The organism is Pseudoxanthomonas japonensis (assembly GCF_010093445.1).
Taxonomy (GTDB): domain Bacteria; phylum Pseudomonadota; class Gammaproteobacteria; order Xanthomonadales; family Xanthomonadaceae; genus Pseudoxanthomonas_A; species Pseudoxanthomonas_A japonensis.
In genome coordinates this window covers 173,702-191,920 of sequence record NZ_PDWW01000001.1, presented here as the reverse complement: position 1 = coordinate 191,920, position 18,219 = coordinate 173,702, and the positions used below count along the sequence as shown (strand labels likewise).

The 18,219-nt window shown below is 67.3% G+C and carries 18 protein-coding genes; 12 read left to right on the top strand and 6 right to left on the bottom strand.

What is annotated here, in order from left to right:
- Positions 1–18: 18 nt before the first annotated feature.
- The 3 genes from trmL to CSC78_RS00830 form a co-directional block, all read right to left on the bottom strand.
- Positions 19–498: a tRNA (uridine(34)/cytosine(34)/5-carboxymethylaminomethyluridine(34)-2'-O)-methyltransferase TrmL gene (trmL, locus tag CSC78_RS00840; protein ID WP_162336012.1), complete on the bottom strand. Its 480-nt coding sequence runs from the start codon at positions 496–498 to the stop codon at positions 19–21.
- 110 nt (positions 499–608) lie between these two features.
- Positions 609–989, bottom strand: coding sequence for a hypothetical protein (locus CSC78_RS00835; protein ID WP_162336011.1), 381 nt, complete (start codon positions 987–989; stop codon positions 609–611).
- A gap of 399 nt (positions 990–1,388) precedes the next feature.
- On the bottom strand, positions 1,389–2,093 hold the full coding sequence (locus CSC78_RS00830; RefSeq protein ID WP_162336010.1) for an SDR family oxidoreductase: 705 nt from the start codon (positions 2,091–2,093) through the stop codon (positions 1,389–1,391).
- Positions 2,094–2,234: 141 nt separating this feature from the next.
- Here CSC78_RS00830 and CSC78_RS00825 point away from each other — a divergent pair, with 141 nt between their 5' ends.
- From CSC78_RS00825 to CSC78_RS00805, 5 genes are all read left to right on the top strand, one after another.
- Entirely contained in the window at positions 2,235–5,099 is a 2,865-nt protein-coding gene (locus tag CSC78_RS00825; protein WP_162336009.1) for a M16 family metallopeptidase, read from the top strand.
- A gap of 103 nt (positions 5,100–5,202) precedes the next feature.
- Positions 5,203–5,520 carry a DUF4156 domain-containing protein gene (locus CSC78_RS00820; RefSeq protein ID WP_162336008.1) on the top strand — a complete coding sequence of 106 codons (318 nt, stop codon included), beginning with the start codon at positions 5,203–5,205 and terminating at the stop codon, positions 5,518–5,520.
- Between the two features lie 123 nt (positions 5,521–5,643).
- The gene (locus CSC78_RS00815) at positions 5,644–6,660 is read left to right on the top strand and encodes a 3-oxoacyl-ACP synthase III (protein WP_162336007.1); all 1,017 of its coding nucleotides are present in this window, start codon (positions 5,644–5,646) and stop codon (positions 6,658–6,660) included.
- A 133-nt stretch (positions 6,661–6,793) separates the two neighbouring features.
- A complete protein-coding gene (locus tag CSC78_RS00810) occupies positions 6,794–7,954 on the top strand; it encodes a Fic family protein (protein WP_162336006.1) in 1,161 nt (386 codons plus the stop codon).
- Between the two features lie 21 nt (positions 7,955–7,975).
- On the top strand, positions 7,976–8,866 hold the full coding sequence (locus CSC78_RS00805) for an alpha/beta fold hydrolase (protein WP_162336005.1): 891 nt from the start codon (positions 7,976–7,978) through the stop codon (positions 8,864–8,866).
- A 268-nt stretch (positions 8,867–9,134) separates the two neighbouring features.
- Here CSC78_RS00805 and CSC78_RS00800 read toward each other — a convergent pair whose 3' ends face one another.
- On the bottom strand, positions 9,135–9,515 hold the full coding sequence (locus tag CSC78_RS00800) for a YkgJ family cysteine cluster protein (protein WP_162336004.1): 381 nt from the start codon (positions 9,513–9,515) through the stop codon (positions 9,135–9,137).
- Between the two features lie 95 nt (positions 9,516–9,610).
- Between CSC78_RS00800 and oleC the strand changes: the two genes are divergently transcribed.
- From oleC to CSC78_RS00770, 6 genes are all read left to right on the top strand, one after another.
- The gene (gene oleC, locus CSC78_RS00795) at positions 9,611–11,254 is read left to right on the top strand and encodes an olefin beta-lactone synthetase (RefSeq protein ID WP_162336003.1); all 1,644 of its coding nucleotides are present in this window, start codon (positions 9,611–9,613) and stop codon (positions 11,252–11,254) included.
- Complete coding sequence (gene oleD, locus CSC78_RS00790; protein ID WP_162336002.1) at positions 11,251–12,252, top strand: 2-alkyl-3-oxoalkanoate reductase; 1,002 nt, start codon at positions 11,251–11,253, stop codon at positions 12,250–12,252. The genes oleC and oleD overlap by 4 nt, the downstream gene beginning before the upstream one ends.
- Before the next feature lie 287 nt (positions 12,253–12,539).
- Positions 12,540–12,698 (top strand): DUF1328 domain-containing protein, encoded by a 159-nt coding sequence (locus CSC78_RS00785; protein WP_082563134.1) that lies wholly within the window; start codon positions 12,540–12,542, stop codon positions 12,696–12,698.
- A gap of 114 nt (positions 12,699–12,812) precedes the next feature.
- On the top strand, positions 12,813–13,454 hold the full coding sequence (locus CSC78_RS00780; protein ID WP_162336001.1) for a ubiquinone biosynthesis accessory factor UbiJ: 642 nt from the start codon (positions 12,813–12,815) through the stop codon (positions 13,452–13,454).
- Positions 13,451–15,103 (top strand): ubiquinone biosynthesis regulatory protein kinase UbiB, encoded by a 1,653-nt coding sequence (ubiB, locus tag CSC78_RS00775; RefSeq protein WP_162336000.1) that lies wholly within the window; start codon positions 13,451–13,453, stop codon positions 15,101–15,103. Before CSC78_RS00780 ends, ubiB begins: the two co-directional genes overlap by 4 nt.
- A 107-nt stretch (positions 15,104–15,210) precedes the next feature.
- Complete coding sequence (locus CSC78_RS00770; protein WP_162335999.1) at positions 15,211–15,777, top strand: type 1 glutamine amidotransferase domain-containing protein; 567 nt, start codon at positions 15,211–15,213, stop codon at positions 15,775–15,777.
- A gap of 24 nt (positions 15,778–15,801) precedes the next feature.
- Here the strand turns inward: CSC78_RS00770 and CSC78_RS00765 are convergent, their stop codons facing one another.
- Positions 15,802–16,191: a hypothetical protein gene (locus CSC78_RS00765; protein ID WP_162335998.1), complete on the bottom strand. Its 390-nt coding sequence runs from the start codon at positions 16,189–16,191 to the stop codon at positions 15,802–15,804.
- Entirely contained in the window at positions 16,188–17,021 is an 834-nt protein-coding gene (locus CSC78_RS00760) for a hypothetical protein (RefSeq protein ID WP_162335997.1), read from the bottom strand. The genes CSC78_RS00765 and CSC78_RS00760 overlap by 4 nt, the downstream gene beginning before the upstream one ends.
- Before the next feature lie 80 nt (positions 17,022–17,101).
- Here CSC78_RS00760 and CSC78_RS00755 point away from each other — a divergent pair, with 80 nt between their 5' ends.
- On the top strand, positions 17,102–17,941 hold the full coding sequence (locus CSC78_RS00755) for an endonuclease/exonuclease/phosphatase family protein (RefSeq protein ID WP_162335996.1): 840 nt from the start codon (positions 17,102–17,104) through the stop codon (positions 17,939–17,941).
- Positions 17,942–18,219: the final 278 nt, after the last annotated feature.

Below are 18,219 nucleotides of genomic sequence, written 5' to 3'. Positions count from 1 at the left end.
CTACAGATGAGCAGACGACTAAGCGCCGCCGGCGAATCCCGCCTGCCGCCACGCTTCGAACACCACCACGGCGACCGTATTGGACAGGTTGAGGCTGCGGTTGTTCGGACGCATCGGCAGGCGCAGGCGCTGCGCTTCCGGCAAACCGTCCAGCACATCCTGCGGCAGGCCGCGCGTTTCGGGACCGAACAGGAAGGCATCGCCAGGCTGGTAGACGGGCTGGTCGTGGCGCACGATGCCGCGCGTGCTCAGCGCAAACAGGCGCGCAGGACGGATGCGCTGCAGGGCCGCATCGAGCGAGGCGTGGACCTGCAGCGTGGCGTATTCGTGGTAATCCAGGCCGGCGCGCTTGAGCTGCTTGTCTTCCAATGCGAACCCGAGCGGTTCGATCAGGTGCAGCCGCGCGCCGGTGTTCGCGCAGAGGCGGATGGCATTCCCGGTATTCGGGGGAATTTCCGGCTGGTACAGCAGGACGTCGATGTCCAGGGTGTCGGTCATGGCGCGCATTCTACGCGGCGCTGCATGGCCTCACGGGCGGGTGTTGCGGTGTTGCTCCGGCCGCAGCCGGCTTGCGCGATGTCGCAGGTGAAGCGTGTATCGCCTGCTTATCAGCGCGAAGCCAGCTGGCCGGCCAGCACGCCTGCCTGCACCGCGATCTGCTGCATGTCCTCGGCCGACGGGCGCACGGTGACCACCGGCATGTCGACGATGCGGACCGCCTGCTGGGCGACGAACTGGGCCAGGTCTTCGGCGGTCGGCGTCACGGTGATCGTGGCCAGGTCGACGATCTTGGCGTCCTTGTAGGTGTGGTAGTGGGCCAGGTCGGCGGCGTCCGGCGTCACCGTGACGGTCGGCAGGTCGACGATACGGGCAGCCGGGGCAGCAGCGTTGTGGTTGTTGTCGGCGTGGGTCGCGGAGACGACCATGGCACCGGCGCACAGGGCGAACACGGCGGCGGCGGTCAGGGGGAGGAGGTTCTTGGCGTTCATTGTCATGCCTCTGTAGTGATGTTGTTGGGTGGTGTGGTAGTAAGGTAGTACACCTAGACAGAGCGGGCAAGCAAAACTTTTCGTTTTGGTGATTTTATTCAGGCTTCAGTCAGGTTGGTGCGGTGCTGCGCGCTTCTTGTTGTAGGTAACGCAGAAACCGTGCCAAACGTAAATCATTGATCCATCAATAGTTCTTGGTGCTTCCTGCCTGTCCGCTGTCCGGAGCGACTGTCCGTCCGGTGTCCGTCCTGCGTGAACCAAGACGGGCGGTGGTGTCCGTTGTGACTGCGAACACGCCGCTTCGCCCTGCCCCCGGTCATTCCGGTGCGCAAGGGTTTGGATGCTGTTCAACTCGGAAGCGTTGCGTTGCCTTCGGATCGGCGCAGCCAGCGTTCAGGTTCACCAGGGCAGCGGGTCGCCCTGCCAGTCGAGGAAACGCCCGCTGTCTTCGGACGTGAGGTGGTCGATCACCTGCAGCAGGCCTGCCGCCGATTCCGCCACGGAGAGCGCCGCGTTGTCGCCGCCCATGTCGGTGCGCACCCAGCCTGGGTGCAGGGCGACGACCTTGATGCCGCGCGGCGCCAACGCCTGCGAGAGCAACGACGTGACCATGTTCTGTGCGGCCTTGCCGATCGCGTAGCTGGGCGTGCGGAACTCCTGCCGCAACGCGATCGAACCGATCTCGGACGAGATGTTCGCCACCGCCGCGCCCTCGGCCAGTTGCGGCGCCAGGGCCTGCGTCAGCAGGAATGGTCCGGCGGCGTGGGTATGGAAGCTGGTGTCCAGATCCTCGGCAGCCACCTGGCCGAAGCGTTCGCCGCCACGGAGCACGCCGGCGTTGTTGATGAGCAGGTGCAGCGGCTGCCCGTCGGTGACCAGGGGCAGGTCGCGCAGCAGCGCCTCGCGGCTGCGGGCATCGGCCACGTCCAGCGGCAGCACATGCAGGCGCCCCGGATGCTCGCCGGCCAGCCGGTTCAACGCCGTCGCCTTGCCGGGGTGGCGGCAGGTCGCCACCACGTGCCGCTGGCGGGCCAGCAGCTGCGAAACCAGTTCCAGTCCCAGGCCGCGATTGGCCCCGGTCACCAGGCAGTGCTTGCGGTCCATGTCGCCTCCACCAAGGGGTTCGAGAGCATTGGCGCGGTGGTACCCGTGCCGTAGGTCATGGCTTGTGGCCTAGTGTAATGACTGCCAGCGAGGGCTAGCATCGGGGGTTCTGCAGGCCCATTCAGTATCGAAGGAGTGTCCATGTCCCTTTCCCGTCCGCCCCGCGCCGCCCTGCTCGCCGTTGCCCTGTCCGCCGCCCTCGGGGGCCTGGCGTACGCACCGGCCCCGACGTACGCGAAGCCGGCCGCCGGTGCGGACATCGTGATCCCCTACGAGGAGTTCACCCTGCCCAATGGCCTGCGCGTCATCGTGCATACCGACCGCAAGGCGCCGATCGTGGCGGTCAACATCTGGTACCACGTGGGCAGCAAGAACGAGACCCCGGGCCGTACCGGCTTCGCGCACCTGTTCGAACACCTGATGTTCCAGGGCAGCGAGAACCACGACGGCGAGTTCTTCACTCCGTTCGAACTGGTGGGCGCCACCGACCAGAACGGCACCACCAACCAGGACCGCACCAATTACTTCCAGAACGTGCCGACCACCGCGCTCGACATGGCGCTGTGGATGGAATCCGACCGCATGGGCCACCTGCTCGGCGCGATCGACCAGAAGGCGCTCGACGAGCAGCGCGGCGTGGTGCAGAACGAGAAGCGCCAGGGCGAGAACCAGCCCTACGGCCGCCGCATCAGCGCGCGCATGTTCGAGGCCCTGTATCCGGCCGGGCATCCGTACAGCTGGCAGACCATCGGCTCCATGGCGGATCTCGATGCCGCCACGCTCGATGACGTGAAGACCTGGTTCCGCAGCTGGTACGGCCCGAACAATGCGGTGCTGGTGCTGGCCGGCGACATCGACGTCGCCACCGCCAAGGAGAAGGTCACCCGCTACTTCGGCGACATTCCGGCCAGCGCCACGCTGGCGGACATGAAGACCAACATCCCGACGCATGCCAAGGACACCCGCGAGACCATCCCCGACCGCGTGCCGCAGGTGCGGGTCTACCGCGCCTGGCCGGTCGCCGAGATGGGAACGAAGGACGCCGTCCTGCTCGACCTGTTCGCGCAGGTGCTCGGCGGCAGCGCGGCCTCGCGCTTCGACACCCGCCTGGTGCACGGCGACAAGATCGCCGACCAGGCGACCGCCTACCAGTGGAGCAGCGAGATCAGCGGTACCTTCTTCCTGATGTCCACGGTGAAGGAAGGCGTCGACCCGGCCAAGGTCGAGGCCGCGCTGGACGAAGAAATGAAGCGCCTGATCGCGCAGGGCCCGACGGCGGAGGAACTGGAGCGCGCCCGCACCGCCGGCGTCGCCGGCTTCGTCCGCGGCATCGAGCGCATCGGCGGTTTCGGCGGCAAGTCCGACGTGCTGGCCTCGTGCGCCGTCTACCAGACCACGCCCGACTGCTACAAGGAAGACCTGGCCATCTACGCCAGCGCCACGCCGGCCGACGTGCAGGCGGCGGCGAAGAAGTGGTTGAGTGGTGGCTCGCACACCATCCTGGTCCAGCCCAGCGAGACGCCGGCGTCGGCGTTGCCGGAAACCGTGTTCGCGGCGCCCGCCACCACGCCGGCCGCCACGCCGAAGGTCGACCCGAAGTTCAAGACCGTCGCCAGCACCGTCGACCGCAAGGCCGGCGTGCCGAAGACCACCACCTTCCCCGACCTGAAGTTCCCGGCCGTGCATCGTGCCACGCTGTCCAACGGCATGCAGGTGACGCTGGCCGAGCGCCACGAAACGCCGGTGGTGCAGTTCAACGTCGAGTTCCCCGGTGGCTATGCCGCGGACGTCGGCAAGAAGCTCGGCACCGCCAGCTTCGCGCTGCAGATGATGGACGAGGGCGCCGGCGAGTACGGCGCGCTCGACTTCGCTGCCCGCAAGGAATCGCTGGGGGCGGAACTGACGACCGGCGCCGGGCTGGATTCGGCCTCGGTCGGCCTGTCGGCGCTGACCGACAAGCTCGCACCTTCGCTGGACCTGCTGGCCGACGTGCTGCGTCGTCCGACCTTCGCGCCGGCGGAAATCGAGCGCGTGCGCGCGACCTGGATCGCGGGCATCAAGCAGGAGAAGGCGCGTCCGCAGACCGCCGCGTTGCGCACGCTGCCGCCGCTGCTGTACGGCGAGGGCCATCCGTATGCCATTCCGTTCACCGGCTCGGGCACGGAAGCGTCGATCGCCTCGCTGACCCGCGACGACCTGGTCGCCTTCCATCGCGACTGGCTGCAGCCGGACCAGGCGCGCATCACCATCGTCGGCGACACCACGCTGGCCGAGATCGTGCCGCTGCTGGAAGCCCGCCTGGGCGACTGGAAGGCCGCACCCAACGCGCCCAAGCTGGCCGCCGTGCCCAAGGTCGCCAACGCCGCCAAGCCGCGCGTGTTCCTGATCGACCAGCCCGGTGCCATCCAGTCGAACGTCTACGCCGCGCAGCTCGTTCCGCCGACCGGCGATGCCGGCACGATCGATTTCGACTTCGCCAACGGCGTGCTCGGCGGCCAGTTCACCTCGCGCCTGAACTCCAATCTGCGCGAGGACAAGCACTGGGCCTACGGCTCCTACAGTGGCGCGCGCAACAGCCTGGGCCAGCGCCCGTGGTGGGCCAGCGCCGCGGTGCAGAGCGACCGCACCGCCGACTCGATGAAGGAATTGCAGAAGGAAATCAGCCAGTTCGCTACCGGCCAGGCCCCGGCCACGCCGGAGGAGATCACCAAGGTCCGCGCCGCCAACACGCTGGAGCTGCCGGGCGCCTACGAAACCGCGTCCGCCGTGCTCGGCCAGATCGCCTCCAACCAGCGCTACGGCCGGCCGGACGATTACATCGTGCAGTACAAGGCGCGCAACGAAGCCATCGGCGCCGCCGACGTGGCCAAGGCCGCCGCCACGCTGTCGCCGTCCGCGCTGACTTGGGTAGTGGTGGGCGACCTGTCCAAGGTGGGCGAGTCCGTCCGCGCGCTGCAGCTGGGCGAAGCGGTCGAGCTGGATGCCGACGGCAAGCCGAAGAAGTAAGTATGTCCGTGTCGCCGCCCCTTCTCCGGGGCGGCGCATGGCCCGGATCGATTCATCCGGCATCGGCCAGAATGGCCGCGACTCACATTACTAGGTGACTTCGATGCGTCTCGTCCTGCTGGCTGCCGCCTCCACCGTCCTGCTGTCCGCCTGCACCTGGGTGCATCTCGCCCCCAATGCCAAGAATGTTCGCGTGGTCGGCGCGGGCGCCGTGCCGACCGGGTGCGAGAAGCGCGGCGAGGTCTCCGTGTCGGTCAAGGACAGCGTGGCGTTCTACGAACGCAACAACCTGCGGGTCCGGGACGAGCTGGAAACCCTGGCCCGCAACGAAGCGCCGGGCCTGCAGGCCGACACCCTGCAGCCGCTGGGCGATCCCGCCAACGGCGAGCAGCGGTTCGCGGCCTACCGCTGTGGCCGATAAAGTGTGAAGTGAGTCACGCTTGAGATCGGGTGCGTGGGTCCAGCGACGCCCGTAAAGATGCGGTGAAGGCGGGAAGCCGTTACCCTTGTCGGCCCCCTCGCCTGAGCCTTGGCGCTAACCTCAATGCTCTTCAAGAATGTCTCCATCGCGGGACTGGCGCATATCGATGCGCCGCACACGCTGACGTCCGCCGAAATCAACGCCCGTCTGCAGCCCACGCTCGACCGTCTGGGCATCAAGACCGACGTGCTGAACGACGTTGCCGGCGTGCATGCCCGCCGCCTGTGGGACGCCGACGTGCAGGCCTCCGACGCCGCCACGCTGGCCGCCAGGAAGGCACTGGAAGACGCCGGCATCGGCGCCGACAAGGTCGGGCTGGTGGTCAACACCTCGGTCAGCCGCGACTACCTGGAGCCGTCCACGGCCAGCATCGTCTGCGGCAACCTCGGCGTGGGCGACCACTGCCAGACCTTCGACGTCGCCAACGCCTGCCTCGCCTTCATCAACGGCATGGACATCGCCGCCCGCATGCTGGAGCGCGACGAGATCGACTACGCGCTGGTCGTCGATGGCGAAACCGCCAACCTGGTCTACGAGAAGACCATCGAGCGGCTCAACGCGCCCGACGTCACCGAGCAGCAGTTCCGCGACGAACTGGCCGCGCTGACCCTGGGCTGCGGCGCCGTGGCGATGGTGCTGACGCGCCGCGCGCTGGCCCCGGAAGCCCCGCGCTACAAGGGCGGCGTGACACGTTCGGCCACCGAGTGGAACAAGCTCTGCCGCGGCAACCTGGACCGCATGGTCACCGACACCCGCATGCTGCTGATCGAGGGCATGAAGCTGGCCACCAAGACCTTCGCCGCCGCCAAGGTCGCGCTGGGCTGGGCGGTGGACGAGCTGGACCAGTTCGTCATCCACCAGGTCAGCCGCCCGCACACGCAGGCGTTCGTGAAGTCCTTCGGCATCGACCCGAAGAAGGTCATGACCATCTTCACCGAGCACGGCAACATCGGCCCGGCCAGCGTGCCGATCGTGCTGAGCAAGCTGAAGGAGCTGGGCAAGCTGAAGAAGGGCGACCGCATCGCCCTGCTCGGCATCGGCTCGGGCCTGAACTGCACGATGGCCGAGGTGGAGTGGTAACGACGGGCCAACCAGCCGTTACTTAAAATCCGTCATTACCGCCTAAGTAACGGTATCGATCCTCAAGAAGTCCCGCCTTCCATTTAAGTAACGAAAATCATATTATTCGTTACTTAGGTGACTGGTGGGGTGTATGGAACGGCAAACCGGGAATTACATTCTTAGCAGTCTGAACGGGCAGGCTTACAAAGCCTTCGTCCCTGCACCGCTGCCTCCTGCGCCGCCGCTGCAACTAGATCACGGTCTGGTCGTGCTGCGGGACCGCGCGCTCGTGGCATTGGGCGAGCTGAAGGGCATCACGCGCATTCTTCCTGATGCAAGGTTGTTCCTTTACCAGTACGTGCGAAAGGAAGCCCTGCTGTCGTCACAGATCGAAGGCACACAATCTTCCTTGTCCGACCTGCTGCTGTTCGAACTGGACGAGGCTCCGGGCGTCCCGTTGGATGATGTACGCGAAGTGTCCAACTACATGGACGCGCTGGAGCACGGTCTGTCGCGTCTTCGCGGAGAATTTCCACTCTCGTTGCGATTGCTGCGGGAGATGCACGAACATCTGCTGCGCAGGGGACGGGGTAGCTCGAAAGCACCGGGTGAATTCCGAAAGACGCCGGTATGGATAGGAGGCCCTAGTCCGGACCGCGCCCAGTTCGTGCCGCCGCCAGCGGATGCCATGCTCGAATGCCTGGATGCCTTAGAGCGATTCCTGCATGCCACCGAAGATGGCATTTCACCCCTTGCACGGGCTGGCTTGGCGCATGTGCAGTTCGAGACCATCCACCCATTCCTCGACGGCAATGGAAGGCTGGGGCGTCTTCTGATCGTCCTGATGTTGTGTGATGCTGGACTGCTGGATGAGCCGTCGCTCTACCTGAGCCTGTACTTCAAGTCGCGGCGTGACGAGTACTACCAGCGTCTGGATGCCGTACGCACGCAGGGCGACTGGGAGGGATGGCTGCGCTTCTTTTTCGATGGTGTGGCCGCGACTTCGGGCCAAGCGGTGGACACTGCGCAGCGACTATTGCGTCTGTTCCAAGACGATCGCGAACGTCTGCGGGCAACCGGCCGGATCGCGGGTACGGTGCTGCAACTGCATGAGGCATTCACTCGCAATCCTCTACGCACCATTCCCCGGCTCGTCGATGAGTCGGGCCTCTCCAAGCCGGCAATATCACGCGGTCTTGATGTCATGGGCAAGCTCGGCATCATTCGTGAGATCACGGGGAAGCAGCGCTACATGATCTTTGCCTACCAACCTTATCTCGACATCCTGAGCGAAGGCGCGCAGCCCCTCTGACATGACGTGGTGACCCATCGAATGAACCTTCCCGGCTATCCCTCCCACCCTAAACGTTTCGAGGTCCGTCCGGGCCTGTCGATGAGCTACCTCGACGAAGGCCCGCGCGATGGCGAGGTGGTGGTGATGCTGCACGGCAATCCGTCGTGGAGCTATTACTGGCGCACGCTGGTGGCCGGCCTGTCGGACAAGTACCGATGCATCGTGCCCGACCACATCGGCATGGGCCTGTCCGACAAGCCGGACGACAGCCGCTACGAGTACACACTGCAGTCGCGCGTGGACGACGTCGTCGCGCTGCTCGAGCACCTCGGCATAACCGGTCCGGTGACGCTGGCCGTGCACGACTGGGGCGGCATGATCGGCTTCGGCTGGGCGCTGTCGCACGCCGCGCAGGTGAAGCGGCTGGTCGTGACGAACACCGCCGCGTTCCCGATGCCCGCCTCGAAGGCGATGCCGTGGCAGATCGGCCTGGGGCGCGACTGGAAAGTGGGCGAGTGGATCATCCGCGGCTTCAACGCGTTCTCCGCCGGCGCCTCGTGGATCGGCGTGGAGCGGCGCATGCCGGCCGACGTGCGCCGCGCCTACGTATCGCCGTACGACACCTGGGCGAACCGCATCTCCACCATCCGCTTCATGCAGGACATCCCGCTCGGTCCGCAGGACAAGGCGTGGCCGCTGCTCGAGGCGGCGGGCAAGGCGCTGCCGTCGTTCGCCGATCGCCCGGTGTTCCTAGGTTGGGGCCTGAAGGACTTCGTGTTCGACAAGCACTTCCTCGATGGCTTCCGCGCCGCGTTGCCGAACGCGGAGGTGCATGCGTACGAGGACGCGGGCCACTACGTGTTGGAAGACAAGCACGAGATCCTGGTGCCGCTGATCCGCGACTTCCTGGATCGCCATCCGTTGGATTGAATCCATCCCGAGAGCGCGTAGCCCGGGTAAGGCCGAAGGCCGCACCCGGGGAATCAGGCGCCGTCGCATTGTGCCCCGGGTGCGCTGCGCTTACCCGGGCTACGCAGGCTTCGTAGACCGCCTGCCGTCGGATCCGTCACTGCTCTCAAAGGGGAAGGCCTGATTCGCTGCTGTCGTAGAGCGGAGCTTGCTCCGCTGCTTTCCCTGCGTAAGCACGAAGCAGCCGAGCAAGCTCGGCTCTACGGTCGGACGAGCAGACGCCGAAAGATCAGAACTCCGGCAACGGATTCTTCTCCGCCTCCACCACGCCCACCCAGTCCGCTTCCACCAGCAGCGGCAAGCCATGCGCCAGCCGTGCCTTGTCGCACTGCGCGCTGCGTTCGCCGAACTCCAGCGAGGCCGGCACCAGCGCGCACACCGACGGGCGCCGGTCGTGGATGGTGCAGCGGCTGTAGCGGCCGATGTCGGCATCCAGCGCCACGCACCACGGGCTCTTCTGCGACGTGCCGCGCATCACACGCTCGTGCACGCGCAGCGGCTCGGTCAGTTCGATCGGCACCACGCCGCCCTGGTCGGGGTCCGCCTCGCTCCAGTGGAAGCTGACGCGGAAGTGGGCGCAGCAGGCACCGCAGGTCAGGCAGGGATGCATCGGAGGTCGGCTGTGGCGGCGAGGCGCGGGCGGGACGCGCATTCTGCCAATGCCGCGGGCTGACGCAAGTACCGTCCAGCGGCGACAATGGCCGCATGACCGATCCGTGCAACATCGCCGCCAGTCTTCCCCGACTGGCCCGCGAGCAGCCCGACCGCGTGGCCATGCGCTGTCCCGACCGCGCCGGCCGTTACACCCGCGAGCTCACCTACGCGCAGCTGGACGCGCGCAGCGACGCCATCGCCGCCGGCCTGGGTGCGTACGGCATCGGGCGTGGCACGCGCACCGTGGTGATGGTGCGGCCCACGCCGGAGTTCTTCCTGCTGATGTTCGCGCTGTTCAAGGCCGGTGCCGTGCCGGTGCTGGTCGATCCCGGCATCGACCGCCGCGCGCTGAAGCAGTGCCTGGACGAAGCCGAGCCCGACGCCTTCATCGGCATCCCGCTGGCGCAGCTCGCGCGCTGCGTGCTGGGCTGGGCCAGGTCGGCGACGAAGATCGTCACCGTCGGCACGCGCTGGGCCTGGGGTGGCACCACGCTGGCGAAGATCGAAACGCGCGGTGCCGGTGCGGGGCCGCAACTGGCGGACACGTCGCCCGACGACATCGCCGGCATCCTGTTCACCAGCGGCTCCACCGGCGTGCCGAAGGGCGTGGTGTATCGCCACCGCCACTTCGTCGCGCAGATCGAACTGCTGCGCGACGCCTTCGGCATGCAGCCCGGTGGCGTCGACCTGCCGACGTTCCCGCCGTTCGCGCTGTTCGATCCCGCACTCGGGCTGACCTCGGTGATCCCCGACATGGATCCCACGCGGCCGGCCAGCGCCGATCCGGAGAAGCTGCACGCCGCCATCGCGCGTTTCGGCGTGACCCAGCTGTTCGGCTCGCCGGCGCTGATGAAGGTGCTCGCCGATCACGGCCAGCCATTGCCGAGCGTTCAGCGCGTGACGTCGGCCGGTGCGCCGGTGCCGCCGGAGGTCGTGGCGAAGATCCGCACGCTGCTGCCGGGCACCGGGCAGTTCTGGACGCCGTACGGCGCCACCGAATGCTTGCCCGTCGCCGTCATCGAAGGCCGCGAACTGGAAGCCACGCGCGCCGCGACCGAAGCCGGCGCCGGCACGTGCGTCGGTCGCGCGGTACCGCCGAACGAGGTCCGCATCATCCGCATCACCGATGACGCCATTGCCGACTGGGCCGGCGTCGAGGTGCTGCCCGATGGCGGGGTCGGCGAGATCACCGTCGCCGGTCCCACCGCCACCGACACCTATTTCCGCCGCGACGCCGCCACCCGCATCGCGAAGATCCGCGAAACGCAGGCCGACGGCGGCGAGCGCATCGTGCACCGCATGGGCGACGTGGGCTGGTTCGATGGCGAGGGCCGGCTGTGGTTCTGCGGCCGCAAGACGCAGCGCGTGGAAACCGCCGACGGTCCGCTCTACACCGAACAGGTGGAGCCCGTCTTCAACACCCATCCGCAGGTGCGCCGCACCGCGCTGGTCGGTGTCGGCGACGCGGGCCGGCAGTCGCCCGTGCTGTGCTACGAACTGCAGCCCGGCGTCGCCGCCGATCCGTCGCGCATCGAAGCCGAGCTGCGCGCCATCGCCGCACGCCATCCGCACACCGCCCGCATAGCCGCCTACCTGCCGCATCCCGGGTTTCCCGTCGACATCCGCCACAACGCCAAGATCGGCCGCGAGAAGCTGGCCGTGTGGGCGAACACGCAACTGGAGCAACACGCATGAAGATTCTCGTCACCGGCGGCGGTGGCTTCCTCGGTCAGGCGCTGTGCCGTGGCCTGGTCGAACGCGGGCATGAAGTCATCAGCTTCAATCGCGGGAACTACCCGGTGCTGCGCGAGCTCGGCGTGGGCCAGGTGCAGGGCGATCTCGCCGACGGGCATGCCGTCATGCATGCCGCCGCGGGCATGGATGCGATCTTCCACAACGCGGCGAAAGCCGGGGCCTGGGGCAGCTACAAGAGCTACCACGATGCCAATGTGGTCGGTACACAGAACGTGCTGGACGCGTGCCGCGCGCATGGCATCGGTCGTCTCGTCTACACCTCCACGCCCAGCGTGACGCATCGCGCGACGCATCCGGTCGAAGGTGGCAGCGCGGCCGACGTACCGTATGGCGAAGGCTTCAAGGCGCCGTACGCCACCACCAAGTTGATCGCGGAAAAGGCGGTGCTGGCCGCCAACGACGCCACGCTGGCGACGGTGGCGCTGCGTCCGCGGCTTATCTGGGGCCCGGGCGACCACCAGATCCTGCCGCGGCTGGTGGCGCGTTCGCGTGCAGGTCGCCTGCGCATCGTCGGCAGTGGCGAGAACCATGTCGACACCACCTACATCGACAACGCCGCGCAGGCGCACTTCGATGCCTTCGATCATCTCGTACCGGGCGCCGCGTGCGCGGGCAGGGCCTACTTCATCTCCAACGGCGAGCCGTGGCCGATGCGCAAGCTGCTCAACGCGCTGCTGGAGACGGCGGGCGCGCCACGCGTCGACAAGCAGCTGTCGTTCAACGCCGCCTACCGCATCGGCGCGGTGTGCGAGACGCTGTGGACCGTGCTGCCGCTGAAGGGCGAGCCCCCGATGACGCGCTTCCTGGCCGAGCAGCTCAGCACCGCCCACTGGTACGACATGGCGCCGGCGCGGCGCGATTTCGGCTATGTGCCGCGTGTGTCGATGGGCGAGGGTTTCGAACGGCTGCGTGCGTGGTTGCGCGATCACCCGGTGTAGGAGGGGCTTCAAGCGCCGTCTCTCATCGCGACTGTCGCCGGCATCGGGCAATTCACTCTCCCGGTCGCGCTGCGGCGCGCTCAACGCCGCGGGTAAACGAGATCGACCGGGGCGCGGGCTGAAAGCCCCTCGTACAACCCGCGAACCGCCTTCACGCACGGATCACGACGCTTAAGCGCATCCGTATCGCGCTGCGCGGCGCTCACGCGGCGATGACTCCCCGCGTTCCAGCATGGCCCACGCCACTTCCCGGCTGTACCACTGGCCAGACGCCAAAAGGAGTTTCCATGCTGCGCTACGCCATCATCTTCTTCGTCATCGCGCTCATCGCTGCCGTGCTGGGTTTCAGCGGCATCGCCGGTGCCGCCACCAACATCGCGTGGGTGCTGTTCGTCGTCTTCGTCATCCTGGCGATCATCTCGCTGCTGCGCGGCAAGCGCGTCTGACGTCACCGTCTCTCTCCGCCGGGACGGCAGGACGCCGTCGAGCCCGCCCCGAGCCTGCATGACGCAGGCAGACGGGCGGGCGGGGCGCAGAAGCTTTGCCGCTAGAATGGCGGCATGGACCTGTCTCCGTTCGAAGCCCTCAAGCCGCTCGCCGGCCGCGCACTGGAAGCCGCACTCAACCAGGCGCTCGCGCTTGATCCCGATACCGCCGCGGCCCTGCTGTCGCTCGAAGGCCGCCGCATCCAGCTGAAGGTCGATGCGCCGCCGTTGGCGATGGACATCATGGTGGGTGGCGGCCGCCTGCAGGTGGGACCTGCGTCCGAAGTGCTCGAAGCCGACCTCGCCGTGCGCAGCACGCTCGGGGGGTTGCTCGGGCAGCTGCCGTTCTTCCGCCGCGACCACGCCACGCCCGTCGGCAAGGTCAAGGTGTCCGGCGATGCCGACCTGGCGCGCCGCCTGCAGACGCTCGCCACCCGCTTCGATCCCGACTGGTCGCTGCCGTTCACCCGCGTGTTCGGCGACGTGATCGGCGTGCAGGTCGCGAACGCCGTACGCGGTGGCCTGCAGCAGGCCCGCACTGCCGCCGGCAATCTGGCGGAGAGCGCGGCCGACTACGTTACCGAAGAGTCGCGCGACGTCGTCGGTCGGGAAGAGCTCAACGCCTTCCACGACGATGTCGACGCGATCCGCGATGACATCGAGCGCATGGCGGTGCGCGTCGGCCGCCTCGCCGCGCGCATGGAGCATCGCGCATGAAGTCGGTGTTGCGGGCCAGCCGCATCGGTCGCGTGTTGTTGCGCTATCGCCTCGACGACCTGCTCGACGGCACGCCGGTCGAGCGCTGGCTGCGGCTTGGCCGACCATTCGTTCCGCGCGCCTCGGCCGAGATCGCCGCACAGCCGCGAGGCGCACGCCTGCGACTGGCGTTGCAGGAGCTCGGCCCGATCTTCGTCAAGTTCGGGCAGATCCTGTCCACCCGGCGCGATCTCATCCCGCCCGACATCGCCGAAGAACTGACCCTGCTGCAGGACCGCGTCGCCCCGTTCGACGGCGACCGCGCGCGCGCGCTGGTGGAGGAGGAACTCGGCCGGCCGATCCACGAGGCGTTCGAGCAGTTCGACACCACGCCGCTGGCGTCCGCGTCGATCGCGCAGGTGCACGCAGCCACGTTGCCCGGCGGGCGCGAGGTGGTGGTCAAGGTGCTGCGCCCCGACATCCGCAAGCAGATCGCCGGCGACATCGCGCTGCTGGAGAGCGTCGCGGCCATCGTCGAGCGCGCGCATCCCAGCGCCGACAAGATCCGCCCGCGCGAGATCGTGGCCGAGATCGAGAACACCCTGGCCGCCGAGCTCGACCTGCAGCGCGAGGCCGGCAACGCCAGCCTGCTGCGGCGCAACTGGCAGGATTCGCCGGACCTGTATGTGCCGGAGGTGATCTGGTCGCATACCGCCGAACGCGCGATGACGATGGAGCGCGTGCGCGGCATTCCGTCCGACGACGTCGCCGCGCTCGACGCCGCCGGCATCGACCGCAAGGCGCTGGCCGCCAAGGGCGTGCGCGTGTTCTACCAGCAGGTGTTCCGCGACAACTTCTTCCACGCCGACGCGCACGCCGGCAACATCTGGGTCGATCCGGAACGCAAGACCGATCCGCGCTTCATCGCGCTGGACTTCGGCATCATGGGCCAGCTCTCGCGCGACGACCAGTACTGGCTCGCCGAGAACTTCATGGCGATCTTCAACCGCGACTATCGCCGTATCGCCGAGCTGCACGTGCAGGCCGGGTGGATGCCGTCGCACATCCGCATCGATGAGCTGGAAGCCGCCGCCCGCGCGGTGTGCGAGCCGTACTTCACCCGCCCGCTCAGCGAGATCTCGCTGGCCGAAGTGCTGGCCAAGCTGTTCCGTACCGCGCAGCGCTACGAGCTGACCCTGCAGCCGCAGCTGATCCTGCTGCAGAAGACGCTGCTGAACATCGAAGGCGTGGGCCGCCAGCTGGACCCGCAGATCGATATCTGGGCCGTCGCGCGGCCGGTGCTGGAGCGCATCCTGCTGGAACGCTACAGCCCGCAGCGCGCCGCGCAGGAGTTCCGCAAGCGCCTGCCGGAGATCATGACCCATGCGCCGGACATGCCGCGCCTGGTACACGCCTGGCTCAGCCAGCAGGTCGAGGGCCGGCACGAACTGGCGCTGCGGTCGAAGGACCTGGCCGATCTCGCACAGACGATGAAGGGCATGCAGCGGCGCGTCGTCGCGGCGATCCTCGGCGTTGGGCTGCTGATCGTCGCGGCGGTGCTGTACGCGCTGGAAGCAGGCGGGCCGAGCCTGTTCGATGTTCCCGCTGCAGCATGGATCGCGGGCATCGGCGGGTTGTGGGCGCTGCTGGCGGCCTGGCCGCGCAGGTAAAGCAGGAGTGAGTCCCGCCAGCGCATTGACGCTGGCGAAACGATTCCTTCGCATGTCGTGCGCACGGTGCACGCTACGGTGGGCGCTCATTCGTACGGAGTTCCCCCATGAGCCACCTGACCGGAAAACGCGTCGCCATCCTTGCCACCGACGGGTTCGAACAATCCGAACTGACCGAGCCGATGCGTGCGCTGAAGGAGCACAACGCCCAAGTCGATGTGGTCTCGCTGGACGGCGGCCGCATCCAGGGCTTCAAACACTTCGACAAGGGCGAGCAGGTCGCGGTCGATCATGTGCTGTCCGAGGTCAGCGCGCAGGACTACGACGCGCTGGTCATCCCGGGTGGCCTGTTCAATCCGGACGCGCTGCGGGTCGACGACAAGGCGCTCGCCTTTACGCGCGGCTTCTTCGAGGCAGGCAAACCGGTCGGCGCGATCTGCCATGGTCCGTGGGTGCTTGCCAACGCGGATGTGCTGAAAGGCCGCACGGTCACTTCGGTACCGAACATCCGCAAGGACCTGGAAAACGCTGGCGCCACCTGGAAGGATGACGAAGTCATCGTCGACAAGGGCCTGGTCACCAGTCGCACGCCGAAGGACCTGCCGGCGTTCTGCGCCAAGCTGATGGAGGAGATCGCGGAAGGGAAGCACGGCGGGCAGCGCCGCTCGGCGTGATCCGCGCCGCGGACACCGCGGCCGTCAGCGCTGTGGTGTCTCGATGGACGGCGTGCAGCGGGGCAGCGGCAACGGCCCATATACCTTGGTGGTGCCGGCGAAGCCGCCCTGTTCGATCACGTATACCGCGCGTGCGGCGGCATCGATATGCACGAAGTGTGCATAGCCATCCGCGACCTCCCCGGTATCCGACAAAGGCCGCTCCTGCGCCAGCATCAGCTCCTGGGATGGCGCTTCCACCAGTGGCCACAGCTGTTGGATGCCGTACGGATTGACGAACGGCTTGAGTCGCCAGCGCGCACAGTCGCCGATAGGATCCGGAGAGACTTCAAGGGGCGGTACCGTATGTGGGAAACGGTTGTCCGCACCCGGAGAAAGGGCGAGGACGGCCACCAGCAGCGACGGCGCCGTCACTGGCTTTTCTCCTCGCGGCGCGACGTCATCGTCACCTGGCCATCCTCGATCTTCCACAGGCCGGCAGAGGTTCCGACATACATCGGCTTGCCGGCCCACAGGCTCCAGAACACATGCACTTCCGTCGGCACGGGGTCGAGGAGGTGCGTGATCATCATTCCGACGCTGTCGCGGGGACTTTCCAGCACGATGCAGCTGCGCGTGAAGCCGCGCTGCTTCAGGATCCTTTCTCCGGTGGCATCCAGATCGAGCCGGTAGCTGCCGCCGACCGGCACGATGCCTTGCTTCGTCGTTCCCGGCAGCAGGTAGGCGATCCAGCCGCCGCCTTCCCGCAGGTCGGGCAACACCACGGTGTTGTAGCTGCGCGAACAGGGAGCGAACTCCGCGGTGGCGGCCGTGTTGCGCGCACGCGCGGCACCGAGCTCATGAGGTGTCAGCGCAGTGGATTCGGCCAATGCCTCTATGTCGCCGATGACGCTCCCCTCGCTGTCCACCGTCACGCGATAGCGCGCACGCGGCTCCGCGTCGCTGCTCAGGAAGGTCACCACGATGCCCGCATCCCGCTGCTCCGTGATCCAGCCGCCCAGACGCCCCTGCTTGCCGTCCTGCCGGAATGCCTTGTTTTCCATCACGGCGTCGGAGGCGACCGCGGCCGCCTGGTCATGCAGGTAGATCGCGCGACCTGTCGCCTCCGCATCGAGGATGGCCTGCGCGATCTGCGCGTCGTCCATCCGAGGCGGTGTGTCTTCCTGCGCCACGGCCAATGGGGCGCATGCGAAGGCAGACAGCAGCCACATGGCGCGGATGGCGATGCACTTCATTCCCTGCATGCTCGAACTCCTGCTCTCCCCGATGGAGCGCGACGTTACCGCAGTTCCTATACTGGCGCGAGTCGAATCGGAAGACCGTCATGTCCCTGCTGCGCTCCCTCCTGATCGGAACGATCCTGGCCGCTGCCAGCATGCCGGCGATGGCGGCCGACACGCCGTTGCGCCTCATGAGCTTCAACATCCGCCTGCCGGTGGAAAGCGATGGTCCCGACTACTGGGAGACGCGCAAGCCGCTGGCGGTGGAGATGCTGCGCGAGCAGGCGCCCGACGTGATCGGCCTACAGGAGCTGGTGAAGTCGCAGGCGGATTACCTCGCGCGCGAGCTGCCGCAGTACGCCTGGTTCGGTCGCGGGCGCGATGCCGATGGCGGCGGTGAGCACATGGGCGTGTTCTACCGGAGCGATCGCCTGGCGGTGATCGAATCGGGCGACTTCTGGCTGTCGGACACGCCCGACGTGCCCGGCAGCATCACCTGGCACCATCTGTATCCGCGCATGGTGACGTGGGCACTGTTTGAGCGTCGCAGCGACGGCAAGCGCTTCTACCTGCTCAACACCCACCTGCCGTATCGCGAACAGGACGAGGCCGCACGCGTGAAGGGTGCGAACGCCATCGCCGCGTATCTGGCCACATTGCCGCCCGGCATTCCGGTGGTACTGACGGGCGACTTCAACACCACGCCAGACAGCGAGGTGCATGTAGTGCTGGCGCGCACGCTGCAGGATGCGTGGACCACCGCGCCGCGCGTGGACGGTAGCGAGGCCACGTTCCACGGGTTCACCGGCAACGCCGACAAGCGCATCGACTGGATCTTCGTGCGTGGCGTGCAACTGGAATCAGTCGCGTCGGTGACGACGCGGTGGAACGGCCGCTATCCCTCCGACCATTTTCCGCTGGTGGTGACGCTGCGTTTGCCGTGAGACCGGCGGTCCGGACCGGGCCCGGAGCCCCGCGCGCAGGACTCGATATGAGAGCGATGGGGCTGCCATGCCGTCCCTTCTCCCCGTTGCACGGGGCAAGGAGATGACGCTCGACGCATCGTGATGATCAGGTGCGGCAGGAGGTCCTTGTGGGAGCGACGTCAGTCGCGATGGGTTATCGGTAATGCTTCATCGCGACTGACGTCGCTCCCACGGTGATAAAGGGGTTTCCGGCAGCGCGAGGGGAACATCCGCGCATGCGGCACGAACAACAACGG

Excerpts from the sequence above, each read along its gene's own strand:
- CSC78_RS00755 (WP_162335996.1), top strand. The coding sequence starts at position 17,102 with ATGTCCCTGCTGCGCTCCCTCCTGATCGGAACGATCCTGGCCGCTGCC.
- ubiB (WP_162336000.1), top strand. The coding sequence starts at position 13,451 with ATGAAGTCGGTGTTGCGGGCCAGCCGCATCGGTCGCGTGTTGTTGCGC.
- CSC78_RS00785 (WP_082563134.1), top strand. The coding sequence starts at position 12,540 with ATGCTGCGCTACGCCATCATCTTCTTCGTCATCGCGCTCATCGCTGCC.
- CSC78_RS00760 (WP_162335997.1), bottom strand. The coding sequence starts at position 17,021 with ATGCAGGGAATGAAGTGCATCGCCATCCGCGCCATGTGGCTGCTGTCT.
- CSC78_RS00805 (WP_162336005.1), top strand. The coding sequence starts at position 7,976 with ATGAACCTTCCCGGCTATCCCTCCCACCCTAAACGTTTCGAGGTCCGT.
- CSC78_RS00770 (WP_162335999.1), top strand. The coding sequence starts at position 15,211 with ATGAGCCACCTGACCGGAAAACGCGTCGCCATCCTTGCCACCGACGGG.
- oleD (WP_162336002.1), top strand. The coding sequence starts at position 11,251 with ATGAAGATTCTCGTCACCGGCGGCGGTGGCTTCCTCGGTCAGGCGCTG.
- CSC78_RS00830 (WP_162336010.1), bottom strand. The coding sequence starts at position 2,093 with ATGGACCGCAAGCACTGCCTGGTGACCGGGGCCAATCGCGGCCTGGGA.
- CSC78_RS00780 (WP_162336001.1), top strand. The coding sequence starts at position 12,813 with ATGGACCTGTCTCCGTTCGAAGCCCTCAAGCCGCTCGCCGGCCGCGCA.
- CSC78_RS00800 (WP_162336004.1), bottom strand. The coding sequence starts at position 9,515 with ATGCATCCCTGCCTGACCTGCGGTGCCTGCTGCGCCCACTTCCGCGTC.
- CSC78_RS00835 (WP_162336011.1), bottom strand. The coding sequence starts at position 989 with ATGAACGCCAAGAACCTCCTCCCCCTGACCGCCGCCGCCGTGTTCGCC.
- CSC78_RS00815 (WP_162336007.1), top strand. The coding sequence starts at position 5,644 with ATGCTCTTCAAGAATGTCTCCATCGCGGGACTGGCGCATATCGATGCG.
- trmL (WP_162336012.1), bottom strand. The coding sequence starts at position 498 with ATGACCGACACCCTGGACATCGACGTCCTGCTGTACCAGCCGGAAATT.
- oleC (WP_162336003.1), top strand. The coding sequence starts at position 9,611 with ATGACCGATCCGTGCAACATCGCCGCCAGTCTTCCCCGACTGGCCCGC.
- CSC78_RS00810 (WP_162336006.1), top strand. The coding sequence starts at position 6,794 with ATGGAACGGCAAACCGGGAATTACATTCTTAGCAGTCTGAACGGGCAG.
- CSC78_RS00825 (WP_162336009.1), top strand. The coding sequence starts at position 2,235 with ATGTCCCTTTCCCGTCCGCCCCGCGCCGCCCTGCTCGCCGTTGCCCTG.
- CSC78_RS00820 (WP_162336008.1), top strand. The coding sequence starts at position 5,203 with ATGCGTCTCGTCCTGCTGGCTGCCGCCTCCACCGTCCTGCTGTCCGCC.